The sequence below is a fragment of the Vibrio sp. 10N.261.52.C2 genome, from assembly GCF_041471425.1.
In the GTDB taxonomy this organism is placed as follows: Bacteria; Pseudomonadota; Gammaproteobacteria; order Enterobacterales; family Vibrionaceae; genus Vibrio; species Vibrio crassostreae_C.
In genome coordinates, this window is the sequence record NZ_JBFROH010000036.1 from 24,893 (window position 1) to 42,266 (window position 17,374).

The 17,374-nt window shown below is 44.2% G+C and carries 17 protein-coding genes and 1 tRNA gene; 17 read left to right on the forward strand and 1 reads right to left on the reverse strand.

The window, feature by feature from the left end; all coding sequences use genetic code 11:
• The first annotated feature begins 59 nt into the window (after window positions 1–59).
• The 14 genes from ruvB (at window position 60) to AB4307_RS14790 (ending at window position 12,925) form a co-directional block, all read left to right on the forward strand.
• Window positions 60–1,076, forward strand: a complete 1,017-nt coding sequence (ruvB, locus tag AB4307_RS14725) for a Holliday junction branch migration DNA helicase RuvB (RefSeq protein ID WP_017062078.1) — start codon at window positions 60–62, stop codon at window positions 1,074–1,076.
• 552 nt (window positions 1,077–1,628) lie between these two features.
• On the forward strand, window positions 1,629–3,215 hold the full coding sequence (cydA, locus tag AB4307_RS14730; protein WP_017062077.1) for a cytochrome ubiquinol oxidase subunit I: 1,587 nt from the start codon (window positions 1,629–1,631) through the stop codon (window positions 3,213–3,215).
• A gap of 13 nt (window positions 3,216–3,228) precedes the next feature.
• On the forward strand, window positions 3,229–4,365 hold the full coding sequence (cydB, locus tag AB4307_RS14735; protein WP_017067531.1) for a cytochrome d ubiquinol oxidase subunit II: 1,137 nt from the start codon (window positions 3,229–3,231) through the stop codon (window positions 4,363–4,365).
• Between the two features lie 31 nt (window positions 4,366–4,396).
• Window positions 4,397–4,504, forward strand: a complete 108-nt coding sequence (gene cydX / locus AB4307_RS14740) for a cytochrome bd-I oxidase subunit CydX (RefSeq protein WP_000270284.1) — start codon at window positions 4,397–4,399, stop codon at window positions 4,502–4,504.
• The gene (ybgE, locus tag AB4307_RS14745; protein ID WP_017067532.1) at window positions 4,497–4,799 is read left to right on the forward strand and encodes a cyd operon protein YbgE; all 303 of its coding nucleotides are present in this window, start codon (window positions 4,497–4,499) and stop codon (window positions 4,797–4,799) included. The genes cydX and ybgE overlap by 8 nt, the downstream gene beginning before the upstream one ends.
• A 172-nt stretch (window positions 4,800–4,971) precedes the next feature.
• Complete coding sequence (ybgC, locus tag AB4307_RS14750) at window positions 4,972–5,409, forward strand: tol-pal system-associated acyl-CoA thioesterase (protein ID WP_017067533.1); 438 nt, start codon at window positions 4,972–4,974, stop codon at window positions 5,407–5,409.
• Window positions 5,399–6,082, forward strand: coding sequence for a protein TolQ (tolQ, locus tag AB4307_RS14755; protein ID WP_017062073.1), 684 nt, complete (start codon window positions 5,399–5,401; stop codon window positions 6,080–6,082). Before ybgC ends, tolQ begins: the two co-directional genes overlap by 11 nt.
• A gap of 3 nt (window positions 6,083–6,085) precedes the next feature.
• Window positions 6,086–6,529 (forward strand): protein TolR, encoded by a 444-nt coding sequence (tolR, locus tag AB4307_RS14760; protein ID WP_017062072.1) that lies wholly within the window; start codon window positions 6,086–6,088, stop codon window positions 6,527–6,529.
• A gap of 13 nt (window positions 6,530–6,542) precedes the next feature.
• On the forward strand, window positions 6,543–7,610 hold the full coding sequence (gene tolA, locus AB4307_RS14765) for a cell envelope integrity protein TolA (protein WP_372132245.1): 1,068 nt from the start codon (window positions 6,543–6,545) through the stop codon (window positions 7,608–7,610).
• A 12-nt stretch (window positions 7,611–7,622) separates the two neighbouring features.
• Window positions 7,623–8,975 (forward strand): Tol-Pal system beta propeller repeat protein TolB, encoded by a 1,353-nt coding sequence (tolB, locus tag AB4307_RS14770; protein ID WP_372132248.1) that lies wholly within the window; start codon window positions 7,623–7,625, stop codon window positions 8,973–8,975.
• A gap of 113 nt (window positions 8,976–9,088) precedes the next feature.
• Window positions 9,089–9,631, forward strand: coding sequence for a peptidoglycan-associated lipoprotein Pal (pal, locus tag AB4307_RS14775; RefSeq protein ID WP_017062069.1), 543 nt, complete (start codon window positions 9,089–9,091; stop codon window positions 9,629–9,631).
• Window positions 9,632–9,664: 33 nt separating this feature from the next.
• The gene (gene ybgF / locus AB4307_RS14780) at window positions 9,665–10,447 is read left to right on the forward strand and encodes a tol-pal system protein YbgF (protein WP_017072257.1); all 783 of its coding nucleotides are present in this window, start codon (window positions 9,665–9,667) and stop codon (window positions 10,445–10,447) included.
• Window positions 10,448–10,656: 209 nt separating this feature from the next.
• Window positions 10,657–11,718 carry a quinolinate synthase NadA gene (nadA, locus tag AB4307_RS14785; protein WP_017062067.1) on the forward strand — a complete coding sequence of 354 codons (1,062 nt, stop codon included), beginning with the start codon at window positions 10,657–10,659 and terminating at the stop codon, window positions 11,716–11,718.
• A gap of 175 nt (window positions 11,719–11,893) precedes the next feature.
• Window positions 11,894–12,925 (forward strand): potassium channel family protein, encoded by a 1,032-nt coding sequence (locus tag AB4307_RS14790; protein WP_372132251.1) that lies wholly within the window; start codon window positions 11,894–11,896, stop codon window positions 12,923–12,925.
• Window positions 12,926–13,000: 75 nt separating this feature from the next.
• Here AB4307_RS14790 and AB4307_RS14795 read toward each other — a convergent pair whose 3' ends face one another.
• The gene (locus tag AB4307_RS14795; protein WP_017062064.1) at window positions 13,001–13,570 is read right to left on the reverse strand and encodes a UPF0149 family protein; all 570 of its coding nucleotides are present in this window, start codon (window positions 13,568–13,570) and stop codon (window positions 13,001–13,003) included.
• 138 nt (window positions 13,571–13,708) lie between these two features.
• Between AB4307_RS14795 and AB4307_RS14800 the strand changes: the two genes are divergently transcribed.
• From AB4307_RS14800 to AB4307_RS14810, 3 genes are all read left to right on the forward strand, one after another.
• Window positions 13,709–16,195: a hybrid sensor histidine kinase/response regulator gene (locus AB4307_RS14800; RefSeq protein ID WP_524540946.1), complete on the forward strand. Its 2,487-nt coding sequence runs from the start codon at window positions 13,709–13,711 to the stop codon at window positions 16,193–16,195.
• A gap of 248 nt (window positions 16,196–16,443) precedes the next feature.
• Window positions 16,444–16,893 carry an L-alanine exporter AlaE gene (locus AB4307_RS14805; protein ID WP_017072260.1) on the forward strand — a complete coding sequence of 150 codons (450 nt, stop codon included), beginning with the start codon at window positions 16,444–16,446 and terminating at the stop codon, window positions 16,891–16,893.
• Window positions 16,894–17,073: 180 nt separating this feature from the next.
• Window positions 17,074–17,164: transfer RNA gene (locus tag AB4307_RS14810), tRNA-Ser, on the forward strand.
• Window positions 17,165–17,374 lie beyond the last annotated feature (210 nt).

The window sequence follows — 17,374 nt, forward strand, 5'->3', positions numbered from 1 at the left end:
TTTACACAGAGTCAAGAAGCGCAGAGTCAACAAGAGCATAGTTAGGAATAGCAGAATTTATGATTGAAGCCGATCGCCTTATTGCACCGGATAACCCAGTATTCAAAGATGAAGATGTCATTGATCGTGCAATACGCCCTAAAGCACTGGCTGACTATCAAGGTCAGGATCACGTTCGTGGCCAGATGGAGATTTTCATCAAAGCGGCACAACTGCGTAACGAGGCGCTCGACCATCTGTTGATATTTGGCCCTCCAGGCTTGGGTAAAACCACGTTGGCGAACATTGTTGCCAATGAGATGGATGTCAACATTCGTACGACTTCAGGCCCTGTTCTAGAAAAAGCAGGCGACCTAGCGGCGTTACTGACCAATCTCGAAGAAAATGATGTCCTGTTCATTGATGAGATTCACCGTTTAAGCCCTGTGGTTGAAGAGGTGTTGTACCCTGCAATGGAAGACTACCAATTAGATATCATGATTGGTGAAGGCCCAGCGGCACGCTCTATCAAGATTGACCTTCCTCCTTTTACTTTGATTGGCGCAACCACTCGTGCTGGCTCACTGACATCGCCGTTACGTGACCGTTTTGGTATTACTCAGCGTCTTGAGTACTACAAGGTTGAAGATCTACAAAACATCGTTCAGCGCAGTGCAGATTGCCTTGGTCTTTCTATGGAGTCCGAAGGGGCGCTAGAAGTTGCTCGCCGAGCTCGTGGTACGCCACGTATTGCTAACCGTCTACTGCGCCGTGTTCGTGATTATGCGGAAGTAAAAGGCGACGGGCATATTTGTCCGGAGGTTGCTGACAAAGCGCTAAACATGTTGGATGTCGATGCTAAAGGTTTCGACTACATGGATAGAAAGCTTCTGCTGGCGATTATGGAGAAGTTTGGTGGTGGTCCGGTAGGTATCGACAACATGGCTGCCGCGATTGGTGAAGAGAGAGACACTATTGAAGATGTGTTAGAACCTTACTTGATTCAACAAGGTTACCTACAAAGGACGCCAAGAGGTCGAATCGCGACCGACAGAGCGTATTTACACTTTGGAATAGATAAACCCTCCAATCGTTAAATTATTCATTTTTAAAGATCCCAGTTGCATAAGCGCTGGGTTTTTTTGCTTTTTACTGAATAACAACTCTTTGAGCGAGTCGATAAAAAGATCGAAAAGGGAGCTTCAAAAATGGAAACTTTGATTTCAGGTTTGATTTAGATAACAGGAAATGAAATAAGTTGTCATATTTTTTGTTAATACTTTATAGGTAGTTGTAATTCGGATGTTGAGGCGGTGCTGAGCATTTGTCACAGATATCATGCGCTGTTATTAAGGCAAGCATAATTGGTGTGATTTTAATCATAATTGTACAAAAATAACTCTAATTTGCTCGAATAAATTTGATACAAATCAACGCAGGGTTCTCCCATAAACCTTTTGAAACATACTGATTTTACCAGTAATATTAGCGCCAGCTATATTAGCTCATGCTTAACAATAATCTAACTATAACGGTACGTTTTTGCTACAAATTTCAACTTGTAATAACAATTACACAAATTGTTTTAACATGGATTTTTGCGGTGAATAATCACACAAGTGTCATTCAGCCGACACAAAGGAGTTACCATGATTGATGTTGTTGATCTGTCGCGATTGCAGTTTGCATTTACAGCGATGTATCACTTCCTATTTGTTCCACTGACTTTAGGTATGGCATTTCTACTTGCCATTATGGAGTCAGTTTATGTAATGACTGGCAAGCAAATTTACAAGGACATGACCAAGTTCTGGGGTAAATTGTTTGGTATTAACTTTGCTCTTGGTGTAGCGACAGGCTTAACCATGGAGTTCCAGTTTGGTACTAACTGGTCTTACTATTCTCACTATGTTGGCGACATTTTTGGTGCTCCGCTAGCTATCGAAGCGCTTGTTGCATTCTTCCTAGAGTCTACTTTTGTTGGCCTATTCTTCTTCGGTTGGGACAGACTGTCAAAGCGTCAGCACTTAGCGGTAACTTGGTTAGTAGCACTTGGCTCTAACTTCTCTGCGCTTTGGATCTTGGTAGCAAACGGCTGGATGCAAAACCCAGTGGGTGCGGAATTTAACTTTGAAACTATGCGTATGGAAATGGTGAGCTTCGCTGAAGTTGTACTAAACCCAGTAGCACAAGTTAAATTCGTACACACAGTAGCGTCTGGTTACACAACGGGTGCAATGTTCATCCTTGGTATCAGCTCATACTACATTCTTAAAGGTCGTGACCTTGCCTTTGCTCGTCGTTCTTTCGCGATTGCAGCGTCTTTCGGTATGGCGGCGATCTTGTCAGTAATCGTACTAGGTGATGAATCTGGTTACGAGCTTGGTGAAGTTCAAAAAGTGAAGCTCGCTGCTGTAGAAGCGGAATGGCACACTGAAGAAGCACCAGCCGCATTTACTGTTTTTGGTATTCCAAACCAAGAGACAATGAATACTGACTACGCAATTAAAATTCCTTACGTAATGGGTATCATCGCAACGCGTTCGCTTGATACTGAAGTAACGGGCCTACGTGACCTACGTGATGACCACGTTGATCGTATCCGTACTGGTATGTACGCGTACGAGCTGCTTGAAAAGCTACGTGCAGGCGATAAGTCTGAAGAAAACATGGCTGCGTTCGACGAAGTGAAAGGTGACCTAGGTTACGGCTTGCTTCTTAAGCGCTACACAGACGACGTTGTTGATGCAACTGAAGACCAAATCCAAATGGCTGCGGATGATTCTATCCCAACAGTTTGGCCTCTATTCTGGTCATTCCGTCTGATGGTTGCTTGTGGCTTCATCATGCTGTTTGTATTCGGTGCTGCGTTTGTTCAAACGTGTCGTCAGAAAATCGAACAGAAACCATGGGTACTTAAAGCTGCGCTATTCTCAATCCCACTTCCTTGGATTGCGATTGAAGCAGGTTGGTTCGTTGCTGAGTTTGGTCGTCAACCATGGGCGGTTGGTGAAATCCTACCGGTTAACGTTGCTGCATCAGCACTGACTATTGAACAGCTTTGGACTTCTCTATTCGCTATCCTGGCACTTTACACAGTGTTCTTGATTGCTGAAGTTTACCTAATGCTGAAATTCGCACGTAAAGGTCCAAGTAGCTTGAAGACAGGCCGTTACCACTTCGAACAAAACGATAACTCTGTTGAAGACAAAGTTAGCCGTTCAGTTGAAGTATAAGTGAGGGAATATTATGTTTGATTACGAAAGCTTACGACTTATTTGGTGGGTATTGATCGGTGTTCTACTGGTTGGTTTCGCCGTAACTGATGGCTTTGATATGGGTGTTGCCGCTCTGTCACCTGTTATCGGTAAGAGCGACACTGAACGTCGTATTATGCTAAACACGATTGCCCCTCACTGGGATGGTAACCAAGTTTGGCTTATCACTGCGGGTGGTGCATTGTTTGCTGCATGGCCACTGGTTTACGCAACGTCGTTTTCTGGCTTCTACTTCGCAATGTACGCGACGTTAGCAGCGCTTTGGTTACGTCCACTTGCACTTGACTACCGCTCTAAGATCGAAGATCCAAAATGGCGCAAAACTTGGGACTATGCACTTTGCTTTAGTGGCGCAGTACCACCAATCATTTTCGGTGTGGCATTTGGTAACCTACTACAAGGTGTTCCATTTGAACTGAACGAATTTATGATGTCTAAGTACCATGGTACGTTCTTCGCTCTGCTTAACCCATTTGCATTGCTTTGTGGTGTGTTGGCTCTGATGTTGTTCGTGATGCAAGGTGCAACATGGCTTCAAATGAAGACAACAGAAGCGCTGCACGCTCGTGCTCGTAACGTTGCTCAGATCACTGGCCTAATTGCTATTGCTCTATTCGTTATTGGTGGTTTCTGGGTTCAATCTATCGAAGGCTATGTAATTACGAGCACTATCGATACGTTTGCTGACTCAAACCCACTAAACAAAGAAGTATCACTTCAAGTGGGTGCTTGGATGACAAACTTCGAAACTTATCCAGCAATGTGGGCTGCGCCGATCCTTGGTGTAGCAATGCCACTGCTTGCTGTGATTGCATCTCGCTTTGAGCGTGGTGGTTTCGCATTCTTGTTCTCAAGCCTATCGAACGCTGGTGTTATTCTAACGGCTGGTTTTGCAATGTTCCCATTCGTAATGCCATCAAGCCTGAACCCTAACCAAAGCTTGACTATGTGGGATTCAACAGCGAGTGAGCTAACGCTTGGTCTTATGACTGTCGTTGCGGCGGTAATGGTTCCTGTGATTCTTGGCTACACAACTTGGACATACTACAAAATGTTCGGTCGTCTAGATAAGAAACACATCGAAGATAACGACGTTTCAGCTTACTAAGCTAGAAGTGAAATAACTTAGGAGAAATTTTATGTGGTACTTCGCATGGATTTTGGGTGTACTTCTAGCATGTGCATTCGGCATCATCAATGCTCTATGGCTAGAGCATTCAGAAATGATGGACAAAGACAGTGAGTAATCTCGCAGAGCAAATCGCTAAGCTGCATCAACCAATGGATAAGACTCTGCTTAGAGCCTTATCCCTAGTATTGGGTTTCATGCATGTGGGTTTAGTGATGTGGGATCCTGAAGCGTATGCGACAAGCATCGGTGGCTTTAACGCGATCATCGGGCCAATGTTCATTTGGGCAGTATGCTCAAGCATGGTTTACGGTATCGGATTTAAGCCAAGAGCTTGGATGTGGCAGCTACTGTTTAGCCCATATGTTTCACTCACAATTTTGCTCTACCTAACGACGCTGCGCCTTCTATAAAAGGCAAAGGATTTAGGTTCATAACAACGTGAACCTTTATACTTGTTGGGTTTTTAGCCAAAAAGAGGTCATCTTATACAGATGGCCTTTTTTTTCGTCTCTCAAATCAAAAAATTCACAGCGATATACTATTAATGATAAGGAGTTAGGTTATAGTGAAATCTTTATCGTTTTGGATTGTGGTATCAAATTGCAGGGATTATCTAAGCCATTTACGTGGCCAGTGACAGTGTATTACGAAGACACCGATGCGGGTGGCGTTGTATACCATTCAAACTATCTTAAGTTTTTCGAACGCGCTCGAACTGAGATGTTGCGCTCAATTGGCGTTTCTCAGCAAGTATTGTTAGAACAAAACATCGGTTTTGTAGTCCGACATATGGACATTGATTTTATTCAAGGCGCGCGTCTTGATGATTCTTTACAAGTCATTACAAATATTTACGAGTTGAAGCGAGCTACCTTGGTCTTCTGTCAAGAGATCGTAAATCCTGATGGCAAGGCATTGTGTAAAGCAATGGTTAAGGTAGCATGTATCGATAATCAAAAAATGAAACCCAAAGCAATGCCAACATTTATTCTCACGGAGCTAACGAATAGTGACTGCTGAAATCTCAATCTTAGGCCTAATTTTAGAAGCTAGTTTACTAGTTAAGATGGTCATGCTGACTCTTATGGGCATGTCTGTTGTTTCTTGGGCGATGATCATAAAAAGAAGTAAAGTGTTATCTCAAGCTTCTAAACAAACAGAAGTGTTTGAAGACAAATTTTGGTCAGGCGTTGATCTTGCAAAACTGTACCAAGAGAGCAACAAACGCAAAGACGAGCTTTCTGGTACTGAAGAAATTTTCTACGCAGGCTTTACTGAGTTCGCTCGCCTTCGTAAATCGAATGCAACATCACCTGACTTCATCATGGAAGGCACTGGCCGTGCGATGCGCGTTGCCGTTGCTCGTGAAGTCGATGAACTAGAAACTAACTTACCTTTCTTGGCGACCGTTGGCTCTATCAGCCCATACATCGGCCTATTTGGTACGGTTTGGGGCATCATGCACTCATTCATCGCACTAGGTGAAGTGAAGCAAGCGACGCTCGCAATGGTTGCCCCTGGTATTGCAGAAGCACTGATCGCAACAGCAATGGGCCTATTCGCTGCGATTCCAGCAGTAATGGCGTACAACCGCTTCAGCAGCCGAGTAGGCAAGCTAGAGCACAACTACGCGACTTTCTCTGAAGAGTTTCACAGTATTCTTCACCGTCAAGCGATGGCTGGCAGGGAATAATAGATGGCTGGATACCAACCTAAAAAACGCAAAATGACAGCAGAGATTAACGTTGTACCTTACATCGACGTTATGCTTGTTTTGCTGATCATTTTTATGGTGACTTCGCCGTTTGTTACTCAAGGCGTTGACGTTGAATTGCCTCAGGCTTCAACGGCTAAATCGGCACAAGACCTACTGGGTGACGACAATGCAAGTTTCATCATCGTTGAAGTGAACAAAGACGGTGAACTTGGCTTGAGCGTTAATGACGAAGAAGTACAGCGTGGCTTATCAATGGAAGATATTATCGTCCGTGTGAAAGCCGAGTTGTCTCTGAAGCCAAACTCTCCAGTGGCGGTTGGTGGTGATGCCGCAACGCCATACGCTGAAGTGGTTTTATTACTTGATGAATTAAGCCGTGCAGGTGTGCCAAAGGTTGGCCTTTTAACGGATATAAGGGAATAGCTCCGTAGCATTCATGAAAGCGAATAATAAAAAATCCAATAATTTCAGATCACCGCTTCTTATTTCTCTTGGGCTGCACGTCATTTTATTCGTTGCGCTCATTTGGGGGGCGGATTTCACGATGTCAGAGCCAAAGCCTACAGGGCAGATGGTTCAAGCAGTGGTGATTGATCCTCAGTTGGTTCGCCAGCAAGCTCAACAGATTCGTCAACAAAGAGAAGCGGCAAGCAAGAAAGAGCAAGAGCGTCTTGACAAACTAAGACGTGAAAGCGAACGACTTGAAAAGAATCGTAAAGCTGAAGAAGAAAATATTCGCAAGCTAAAAGAACAGCAAGCGAAAGAAGCTAAAGCAACTCGTGAAGCTGAAAAGCGTCGAGTTGAGAAAGAGAAACAACGCAAAGCTGAAGAAGCGCGTTTACAGCAAGAGCAAAAGAAAGCCGCTAAAGCCGAAGCTGACCGTAAGCTAAAAGAAGCTGCGTTAGTGAAAGCCGAGAACGAGCGTAAAGCCAAAGAAGCGGCAATCGCAAAAGCTGAACAAGAACGCGTGGCAAAAGAAAAAGCAGCGAAAGAGGCAGCAGACAAAGCTCGTAAAGAGAAAGAAGCCGCTGAACTCGCGGAAAAGCAACGCATAGCGAAAGAGAAAGAAGCGGCAGCCGCAGCAGAGAAAGCCCGTAAGGCAAAAGAAGCTGCAGCAAAAGCAGAAAAAGAGCGTAAACAACAAGAAGCCGCATTGAACGATATCTTTGCTGGGCTTGAAACGGAAGCGACTCAAAACTCTTCAGCAAGACAACAATTTATCACTGATGAAGCGCAACGTTACGGGGCTATCTATACCCAACTGATTCAACAGAACCTGTTGTTAGAAGACAGCTATCGAAGACGCTCATGTCGAGTGAACCTTAAGCTGATTCCAACGGGCTCTAACGCGATATTGGGTAGTTTGAGTATCTTAGATGGCGATAGCCGTTTATGTGCAGCAACCAAGCGTGCGGTGGCACAAGTACAATCTTACCCGTTGCCTAAAGACCCAGACATTGTGAACTCACTGAAAGACATTAACTTAACTGTATCACCAGAGTAAAAGGACGAACTTGTGTTAAAGAAACTATTACTGAGTTTTGTTTTCTTAATAGCTACAAGCAGCCAGTTTGCACATGCAGCGCTGGAGCTGGTTATTACAGACGGTATTAACTCTGCAAGACCTATCGCTATTGTACCTTTCCGTTGGGAAGGCTCAGAGCCATTGCCACACGATGTATCAGCGGTTATCGCTTCTGACTTACAGCGCAGTGGTAAATTCAGCCCAGTTGCGACAAGCAAAATGCCTCAAACGCCTTACAGCGAAACTGAGGTTAACTTTGATGCTTGGACTAACCTAGGTGTTGACTCATTGCTTACCGGTAGTATCACTAAAAATGCCGAAGGGCAGTATGTGGTGAATTACCAATTGATCGACATTGTTCGTGGTCAACTGACCAAAGGACAAAGCCGTGCACTAAGCGATGAAGGTCAATTGGTTCTTTCTAAAGATCACGTGCTGTTCAACAAGAAGGCTACGGTTCCTGGCAAGCGCTTGAGAGAGTACGCACACCGTATCTCAGACCTAGTGTATGAAGAGCTAACTGGTGAGAAAGGCGCGTTCTTAACTCGTATCTCTTACGTGGTAGTGAACGATAAAGACAAGTACCCGTATCAACTTCGTGTTGCTGACTACGATGGCTTTAACGAGCGTTTAGTACTTCGTTCTAAGCAGCCTCTCATGTCTCCAGCATGGTCACCAGACGGCAAAAAGCTAGCTTATGTGAGCTTCCAGAATGGCCAAGCTGAAATATTCATCATGAATATTTACACGGGTGAACGTGAGAAAGTGACGTCATACCCTCGTCACAATGGTGCGCCAAGATTCTCGCCAGATGGTAAAACATTGGCATTGGTATTGTCGAAAACGGGCAGCCTTCAGGTGTACACACTTGACCTTGCTAGCCGTAAGCTGACTCAAATTACCCGCGGCCGTTCGAATAATACTGAACCATTCTGGCACCCAGATGGCAAGTCTCTTATTTTCACATCGGATCGTGGTGGTAAACCACAGATTTATAATGTAAATTTGTCCAATAATTCGACTTCTCGTATTACTTGGCAAGGTAGCCAAAACTTAGGTGGCCAGATCACTCCTGATGGTCGATTCATGATCATGGTGAATCGCAGCAACTCAGGTTTTAACTTGGCTAAGCAAGATTTGGAAACCGGTGCGGTTCAGGTACTAACAAAAACATTGTTAGATGAGTCTCCAAGTATTGCACCGAATGGAGGTATGGTTATCTATAGCTCTATTTACAACAAAACAAATGTACTATCGATGGTTTCTATCGATGGACGTTTTAAAGCTAGATTACCGGCAACTAACGGACGCGTAAGAGCGCCTGCATGGTCACCGTTCCTCTAGGGAAAATTACATATTCTTTTAGCTATTGATAGTGTTAACTATTGTGGCATTTAACTATCTATAGCACTCTTAGTCGCTGTAGAAACTAAGTTTGATAACGTAAGGAAAAAAAGATGCAACTTAACAAAGTTCTTAAAGGCTTGATGATTGCACTACCAGTGATGGCAGTAACGGCATGTAGCTCAACTGATGAAGCAACATCTGCAACATCTGGTACTGAAAGCAACCAAACAACTTCAGGTTCAGAAGGCAATGTAGACACAACTGTTGTAACGCCAATTGACGCTAACGGTCAACTGTCTGAGCAAGAGCTTAAAGAGCAAGCGCTACGTGAAACTCAAACAATCTACTTCGCATTCGATAACTCTACTATCGCTGGCGATTACGAAGAAATGCTAGCAGCTCACGCAGCATACCTAGTTAAGAACGTTGACATGAACGTTACTATCGAAGGTCACGCTGATGAGCGCGGTACTCCTGAGTACAACATCGCACTTGGCGAGCGTCGTGCACAAGCTGTAGCGAAATACCTACAAGCTCTAGGTGTTCAAGCTGACCAAATCTCTATCGTAAGCTACGGTGAAGAGAAGCCACTTCTTCTAGGTCAATCTGAAGATGTGTACGCTAAAAACCGTCGCGCAGTACTAGTTTACTAATTTTAGTAGACTATATAATTGAGGAATTGCCTCATGTTCAGTAACACAAAGCGAGTCATTTTGCTTTCGTTACTGGCAAGTGCAGCGAACACCGCGTTCGCTGCACCAGCTCCAGTATCCGATCTCAATAGCACCGCAACCAATTCATCATCTTCCTCTCGATCAGCATCTAACGAATCAGATATTGAGCGTTTAGAGCGCCTGCTTCAAAATCGCAATCTCGTTCAGCTTCAAATGCAACAGCAAATCGACGACATGGCACTGGAGATCAGTGAACTTCGTGGTGAGCTGGAACGAAACAGCTACGATATGAAGCAAATGCTAGAGCGTCAGCGTGAACTGTTCATTGAACTGGATCGCGTAAGAGGCGAGGTGAAAGCAGCAGGAACAGCAACGGTAGCAGTGGCGGCGAGCGAAGGCTCTAAAGACGCTTCTGGTACGTTCAGTACTGATGTGGATGAGCAAACTGCTTATCAAAATGCTGTAGATATGATTCTAAAGCAACGAGACTACACGGGTGCTATCGCTGCATTCCAAAAGTTTCAAAAAGACTTCCCAGATTCTACCTTCACACCTAACTCACATTACTGGTTAGGTCAGCTTTATTTCGCTAAGAAGCAAGATAAAGAAGCCGTGAAGAGCTTCGCTGCTGTTGTGTCGTACAAAGACTCAAACAAGCGAGCAGATGCACTGGTTAAGCTTGGTGACATAGCAGCGCGCAACAACAACGCGACGCAAGCTAAGAAATATTACCAACAAGTCGTAACCGAGCACCCAAACAGTGCTTCGGCTAAAGTGGCCAAAACCCACTTATAACCAAAATAGGGGTGCTTAGGCGCCTCTTTTTTATACCTGTTCACTTCCGTTTAGTGTTTACTTCTCTTGCTAGTGATGACAACACATCGCCTTGTTTATGCGTTTTAAGCATTAGCTAGTCACCGCTTGCAACCAATCCTTTTTGATCCCAATCGCTGTCCTGTGTAGAATACTCGGATTCTCGGAAGAAGTTGCGTAGAGCAAGAGCAATGAGTCATATACTAGATAAAATCGATACAGTTTACCCGTTTCCGCCTAAGCCAGTTCCATTGAGCGACGCTCAGAAACAGGCCCACATCGCAAACATCAAAAAACTACTTCAAGAAAAAGATGCAGTTCTAATTGCACACTACTACACCGATCCTGAAATTCAGGCTCTGGCAGAAGAAACTGGTGGTTTCGTTGGCGATTCATTAGAGATGGCTAAGTTCGGTAACCGTCACTCAGCAAGCACTTTGATCATCGCTGGTGTTCGTTTCATGGGTGAGTCTGCAAAGATTCTTACTCCTGAAAAACGCATTTTAATGCCAACACTTGAAGCTGAATGTTCGCTTGATCTTGGCTGCCCAGCTGACAAATTTACAGAATTTTGTGATGCTCACCCTGACCACACTGTGGTTGTATACGCGAACACCTCTGCAGCTGTTAAAGCTCGTGCAGACTGGGTAGTTACGTCGAGCATCGCTTTAGAAATCGTTGAAAGCCTAGACGCTGAAGGCAAACCCATTATTTGGGGGCCAGACCGTCACCTAGGTTCTTACATCGCAAATCAAACTGGCGCTGACATGTTGCTTTGGCAAGGTGAGTGTATCGTTCATGATGAGTTCTCAGCTGATGCTTTGAAGAAAATGAAATCGGTATACCCAGAAGCGGCTATCTTGGTTCACCCAGAATCACCAGCAAGCGTGGTTGAACTGGCTGATGCTGTAGGCTCAACAAGCCAACTGATCAAGAAAGCAAAAGAGCTGCCTCATCCACAGATGATTGTTGCGACAGACAAAGGCATCTTCTTCAAGATGCAGCAATTGGTTCCTGAAAAAGAGCTGATTGAAGCGCCGACAGCGGGTGCTGGTGCAACGTGTCGTAGCTGCGCACACTGTCCTTGGATGGCAATGAACGGCCTTGAAGCGATTGAAAACGCGCTTGAGAATGGTGGTGAGCAACACGAAATCTTCGTTTCTGACGAATTACGCGTGAAGTCTCTTATTCCATTGAACCGCATGCTAGATTTTGCAGAGCAGTTAAATGTGCAGGTAAAAGGTAACGCGTAAGTCGTTCTTTTATCTAACCAATAAAAAAACCAGCCAATAGTGCTGGTTTTTTTGTATCTGCGTATAGGCCGCCAATATCAATCTTGTGGTCATGTATCTTTTTCTGATGATACATCTTGTTGATATCGCGTATTTTTTCTAGCATGTAAGTAAGAGGAAAAGATTAGAGGCTCGAATGATAATCTGGTTACAACTCAAACGCTGGATCAAAGCAAACATCTTTGTTTTGAATGGCAAAAACTTACTGTTCACTTTTCTTGGCTACATCGCTTTATCGTGGTCGATGCTGTATTTGGCGGGTGAAATAGATTTAACCAGTTCGGTTACCGTATTCGCTTACTACTTGGTGGTGACGGCTTCTACGGTTGGTTATGGTGATTTATCACCGACCACGGTAGCGGGGCAGTGGATCGTTATTCTATTTGTGATTCCAGGCGGGTTGAGCCTTTTTGCCGCGTTGCTCGGTAAAGTGGCGACAGAAGGTGTTGAATATTGGCGAGCGGGCTTGCTAGGAAAAAGGAGAGTTAGAGTGGACAACCACATTTTGATGTTGGGGTGGAATGAGCAAAGAACCATTCATCTCATCCGCATGCTACAACACGAAGAAACGGGTAAACGACCAATCGTGCTATGTACGCGTTCAGATATCGAGAACCCGTTACCCGGTGAAATCAATTTCGTCAAAGTAAACAGCTACACCGATGGCAAAGAGATGGAGAAAACGGGCATTGAGTCTGCAAGTTGCATCCTGATTGATAACCCAGAAGACGACATTACGTTATCTGCGGCGCTTTACTGTGCCAACCGAAACCCTAAAGCGCACCTTCTTGTTTACTTTAAAGATGAAGCGCTGAGCGATTTGTTACACAAGCATTGCCCTAACTCAGAATGTATTCCAGCGGTGGGTGCTGAGATGCTAGCAAAGGCTGCGGTAGACCCAGGTTCCAGTGCGCTTCACCAAGAATTATTGAGCTCAACAAGAGGCATGACACAGTATTCAACGTATTTCCCTGAAGACGCTGAGTCTGTCACCGTCGCGCCTATTTTCTCAGTGTTTAAAGAGAAGTATCAAGCAACTCTGATCGCCATTGATACGGGGAGCGGTATTGAACTCAACCCAGAGTTAGATCAAGTGGTCAGCAGTGGCACTAAGCTGTTTTATATTGCTGATGAGCGAATTGATGACTTCGATTGGAAAGGCTTCTAAAGCGACTATTTTATTTCGTCTGAAAACTAAAAAAGGCCTCATAATGAGGCCTTTTGGCTTGTATAAAGCTAACTGTTATTGAGCTTCAGCCAGTGCAATGCCACGCTGCGTTAGTCCGCAAAGCATCACAGGAACAGCGTTAAAGATCTCTTCGAACTGCTCTAGGCCTTCGATGCCTTGCTCTGCAAGCGTAGCAATTGACGTTTCTGGATCGTAAAGCATGCTCAGTGACAGCAGGACACCGCCAACGAGTGCGTTATCTTCGCTCTCTTCAGGCATTAGTGTTTCCCAATCGTCGCGAGCAATCTGCCAGCCTTGAAGTAAGCCTTCACAAAAATCACGAGCGGCAGTGTTCACCACTTCTTCGTCGTCTAATTGACAAGCTTCAGGCCAAACCCAAGTCCCTTCAATCAGTTCAGGGCGGGTTTTATTCCAAAGCTCGATGATAACTTCAATGTAGCTTTCTAGCTGTTCACCATCCGTAAAAGGTGCGACTTCTTCGCCACCCCATAAGAACGGTAGCCACTCATGCGGGGTTAACACATTCGGTGCCGCTGCCATTGCAGTGACAAAGCCCATTGTTTTGTGTTCTGTGATTAGCTTTCCTTCCAACTCTGGAAGCGCAAGAATATCTTGTAAAGTCAAAGTGAGGTACCGTAAAAGGGAACATATTTGCGCTTATAGTACCAATGAACTTGTGCCAATCAAGCTTCAATCTAAAAAGGCTTGATGTCATGGATGATAAACACTAGGTTTAACAGAAAAGAAAACAATAAAAGAATTATGCAGATACGGTCGTCTTTAAAGAAAAAAAGCATGGTAGCGCTTGGATTATACCTTGCGATGTTTATTGCCATTGTCGGTAGTGTGACGTATTACGTCGTAGAATCCCCTGTGCGCGCCAAATTACAACAAAATCTCGACTTGCGTACGCAATTGTTATCCGCATTGATTACAGAGCCACTCAGCAGCTCTCAAGGCTTTGTAGACAGTCTCGTTGGGTTTGCTCAAGCACATCGCAATGGTGATGATGTTATTCCGCTATTTAAGTCCATGTTGGCGGCGAGCGACGATACAATTGTCAGTGCCGGTATTTGGCCTGAACCTTATGCGCTCGATTCTAAAAAGCTTCTCAACAGTTACTTTTTTAATAAAGCCGACGATGGAAGAATCGATCAGATATATTCTTACAACAACCCCAAAAATGCCCCTTATCAAGAAGAGTATTGGTACACCTCTGTCGTCAACAAAAAACAAGGAACGATCTCTTGGAGCGATGTGTATATCGACCCATACACACACGTTCGAATGATTACGGCGTCTTCCCCTTATTATTACGACGGTACTTTTGCCGGTGTTGCCACGGTGGATCTCTCGCTCGAAGAGCTGCTTGGTTTTATCAAGAACCACGCCGAAGAATACAACCTTGGCATTACGCTCAGAGATAAGCTTAACCAAGTGTTGGTTTCGCATAACTTTAATCTCGTTGAAGGCATTTACATCAGTAGCAATCAATTTGGTGATTTCGGCTGGCAAGTGGATGTGGTGAACTCCAAATCACGAGTAGAAGACGAAGTGTTTCGTCAGGTGATGAGCATTGAAGGCGGTATTGTTCCGCTATTGCTACTTTGTGTCATGGCGGGGTATTACTTATTGAACCGTTATTTGATTAGTCCAATCACAAGGATTGCAGCACAGGTTGATAGTTCGAAAGCCGGCGAAATCATTGATGTGGATTACTCGAGTGATGACGAAATCGGCCATTTGATTAAAACCTTCAACGAAAAGACCATTTATCTCGAAGCGGAAAAGGTTAAAGCTCAGGCATCCACCAATGCAAAAACCGCTTTCCTTGCGACCTTGTCACATGAAATTCGCACTCCGATGAATGGGGTATTGGGTACCGCTCAAATCCTATTAAAAACGCCTCTAAATTCTGAACAAGAGAAGCATCTTAAGAGCTTGTATGAGTCCGGCGATCATATGATGACTCTACTCAACGAGATCTTAGACTTCTCGAAGATCGAGCAGGGCAGGTTGGATCTTGATGAAACGCGTTTCCCGCTTGATTCGATCATCGGCAGTATTAACAGTGTTTACTACACATTGTCTTCCGAGAAAGGGCTTCAATTCAAAGTGTACTCTGAGGTGACTTCGGGTCGTTGGTACTTCTCAGATAAAGCTCGCCTTCGCCAAATTTTGTTTAATCTATTGAACAACGCGGTGAAGTTCACCTCCAGAGGCTTTGTTGAGGTGTACCTGAAAGAAGTTGTAGAGGGGAGTGACACCTATCTGAGCATTCGAGTTCGTGATACCGGAATTGGTATTTCTAAAGAAGCTCAGAAGCGTATTTTTAAACCGTTTGAACAAGCGGAGTCTTCGACCACAAGGCGTTTTGGCGGTACTGGCCTTGGCCTCGCGATTGTGAAGAAAATTGCCCAGTTGATGGATGGCAGTATTACCGTCACCAGTGAAGAAGGGATAGGCACGAGTTTTGATGTTCGCTTGAAGATTCAGCCATGTCAGCCAGGAGAAATCGAGAGTTTGCCACATAAGAAGTTGGACTACTCTGGCTTAAAGGTACTGATCGTCGAGGACAACCGAACTAACACGGTGATCATTGAAGCCTTCATGAGCAGTAAAGGCTTTACCTGTAAGAGCGTCGAAAACGGTGAACTTGCGATACAAGCCGTGGTTGCTGAGCGCTTTGATTTGGTGCTCATGGATAACCATATGCCTGTGATGGACGGCGTTGAATCAACCACTGCTATTCGTGCTTTGATAGGCGATGTGTCATCGGTATTGGTGTTTGGTTGTACGGCTGATGTCTTTAAAGAGACTCGTGAGCGTATGTTGGGGGCAGGTGTGGATTATATTATTGCTAAGCCGATTGACGAGCGTGAACTGGATGATGCCTTGTTCCGCTATTCAAATAAGCTTTATCAATACCATGAAGTAAAAGCGGATGAGCTCGAAAGCCAAGACGTAAAACCACACGATTCGAAAAGTAAAAGCGAGTCACTGCCTAAACCTGATCTTCGCAACAAAGATAACACTGAAGAGCTGTTAGTGACGTTGTATGTGGCGCTAGAAGACAACAACCTAGAACTGATTCAATTTGCACTAGAGAGCCTACGTGTCCACGTTGAAGCTATGAACAACGCGGAACTTACTGAACAAGTCGATAAAGCGTTAGAGCAGGTTGCTTTAGGATCACCACCTACACAAGATGTCATTAATATCATTACTGTAAATCTACCTATGGCTTAAATGTTGTTTAATTACGGTAAGTAAATGACGAACTGTCCAATATTTGACCTTGGTTGGATTTTTTGGTGAAAGTGACTGCTTTTAAAGTGGTTTTTGGTTGTTAATTTACAACTTGATTTTTAATTTGGAGTGTATGACTACTAATCTTGTGATTTAATAGCGACATTATCTGGTGAGGTGCAAATGTGCCTTGTTTATATGTTACTAAATCACTAATTAAGCAGTGATATATTTTAGGTTTGTCGTCAATGAAGTCTCGTGGTCCATTTTGTATTCGAAACGCAGCTGCGGATACATTTGCTATGGTCGTTTTCTGTTTTATTTCTGGCATGATCGTAGAAGTGTTTATTTCTGGTATGACGTTTGAGCAATCTCTTGCTTCTCGAACGTTATCTATTCCTATAAACATTGCTATCGCTTGGCCTTATGGCGTTTTTCGTGATTGGTTCTTACGCAATGGTGCAAAACTTTCAGAAAGCTCATTGATGAAAAACTTGTCTGATTTGATGGCATACGTGTTATTCCAGTCTCCAGTGTATGCGGGTATTTTGTTGGCAGTGGGTGCTTCAGGCGACCAGATCGTTACGGCTGTCACCAGTAATGCAGTTATCTCGTGCGGTATGGGCGTACTTTACGGCTACTTCCTCGATATGTGTCGTAAATGGTTTCGAGTTCCTGGCTACTATCAACAAGCTTAAGAAAAGCAACAAGCGTAAGTGCAGCGAAAGAATGAAATTTGGTTTGTTTTTGATCTAATGAGTTAATTTGTAATCGAACAAACCGAAAAAGGCACTTTTTTTGAGAATGCCCCTTGACCAAAGCAAGCAGAATCAATAAAGTAGCGCCTCGTTGAGTGACATGCTCAACACACAATTTGTGGAAGGATGGCTGAGTGGCTTAAGGCGCTCGCCTGGAAAGCGAGTATACGTTTATAGCGTATCTGGGGTTCAAATCCCCATCCTTCCACCACTATTCAAAACCCTAGCAGAAATGCTGGGGTTTTCTCGTTTTAGAGCCTCTATATCCCACCTCATCTGTATACCTCCCTAATATCCGTTCCTTTAATCATTGCTTTATAGTTATAATCTCTATTAATACCGTCGCAGAATTAACCATATTAGATGTTTTTATCATCGATAATCGCTTGATTTTTTTGCCTGAATCTAGATTATTAATAGT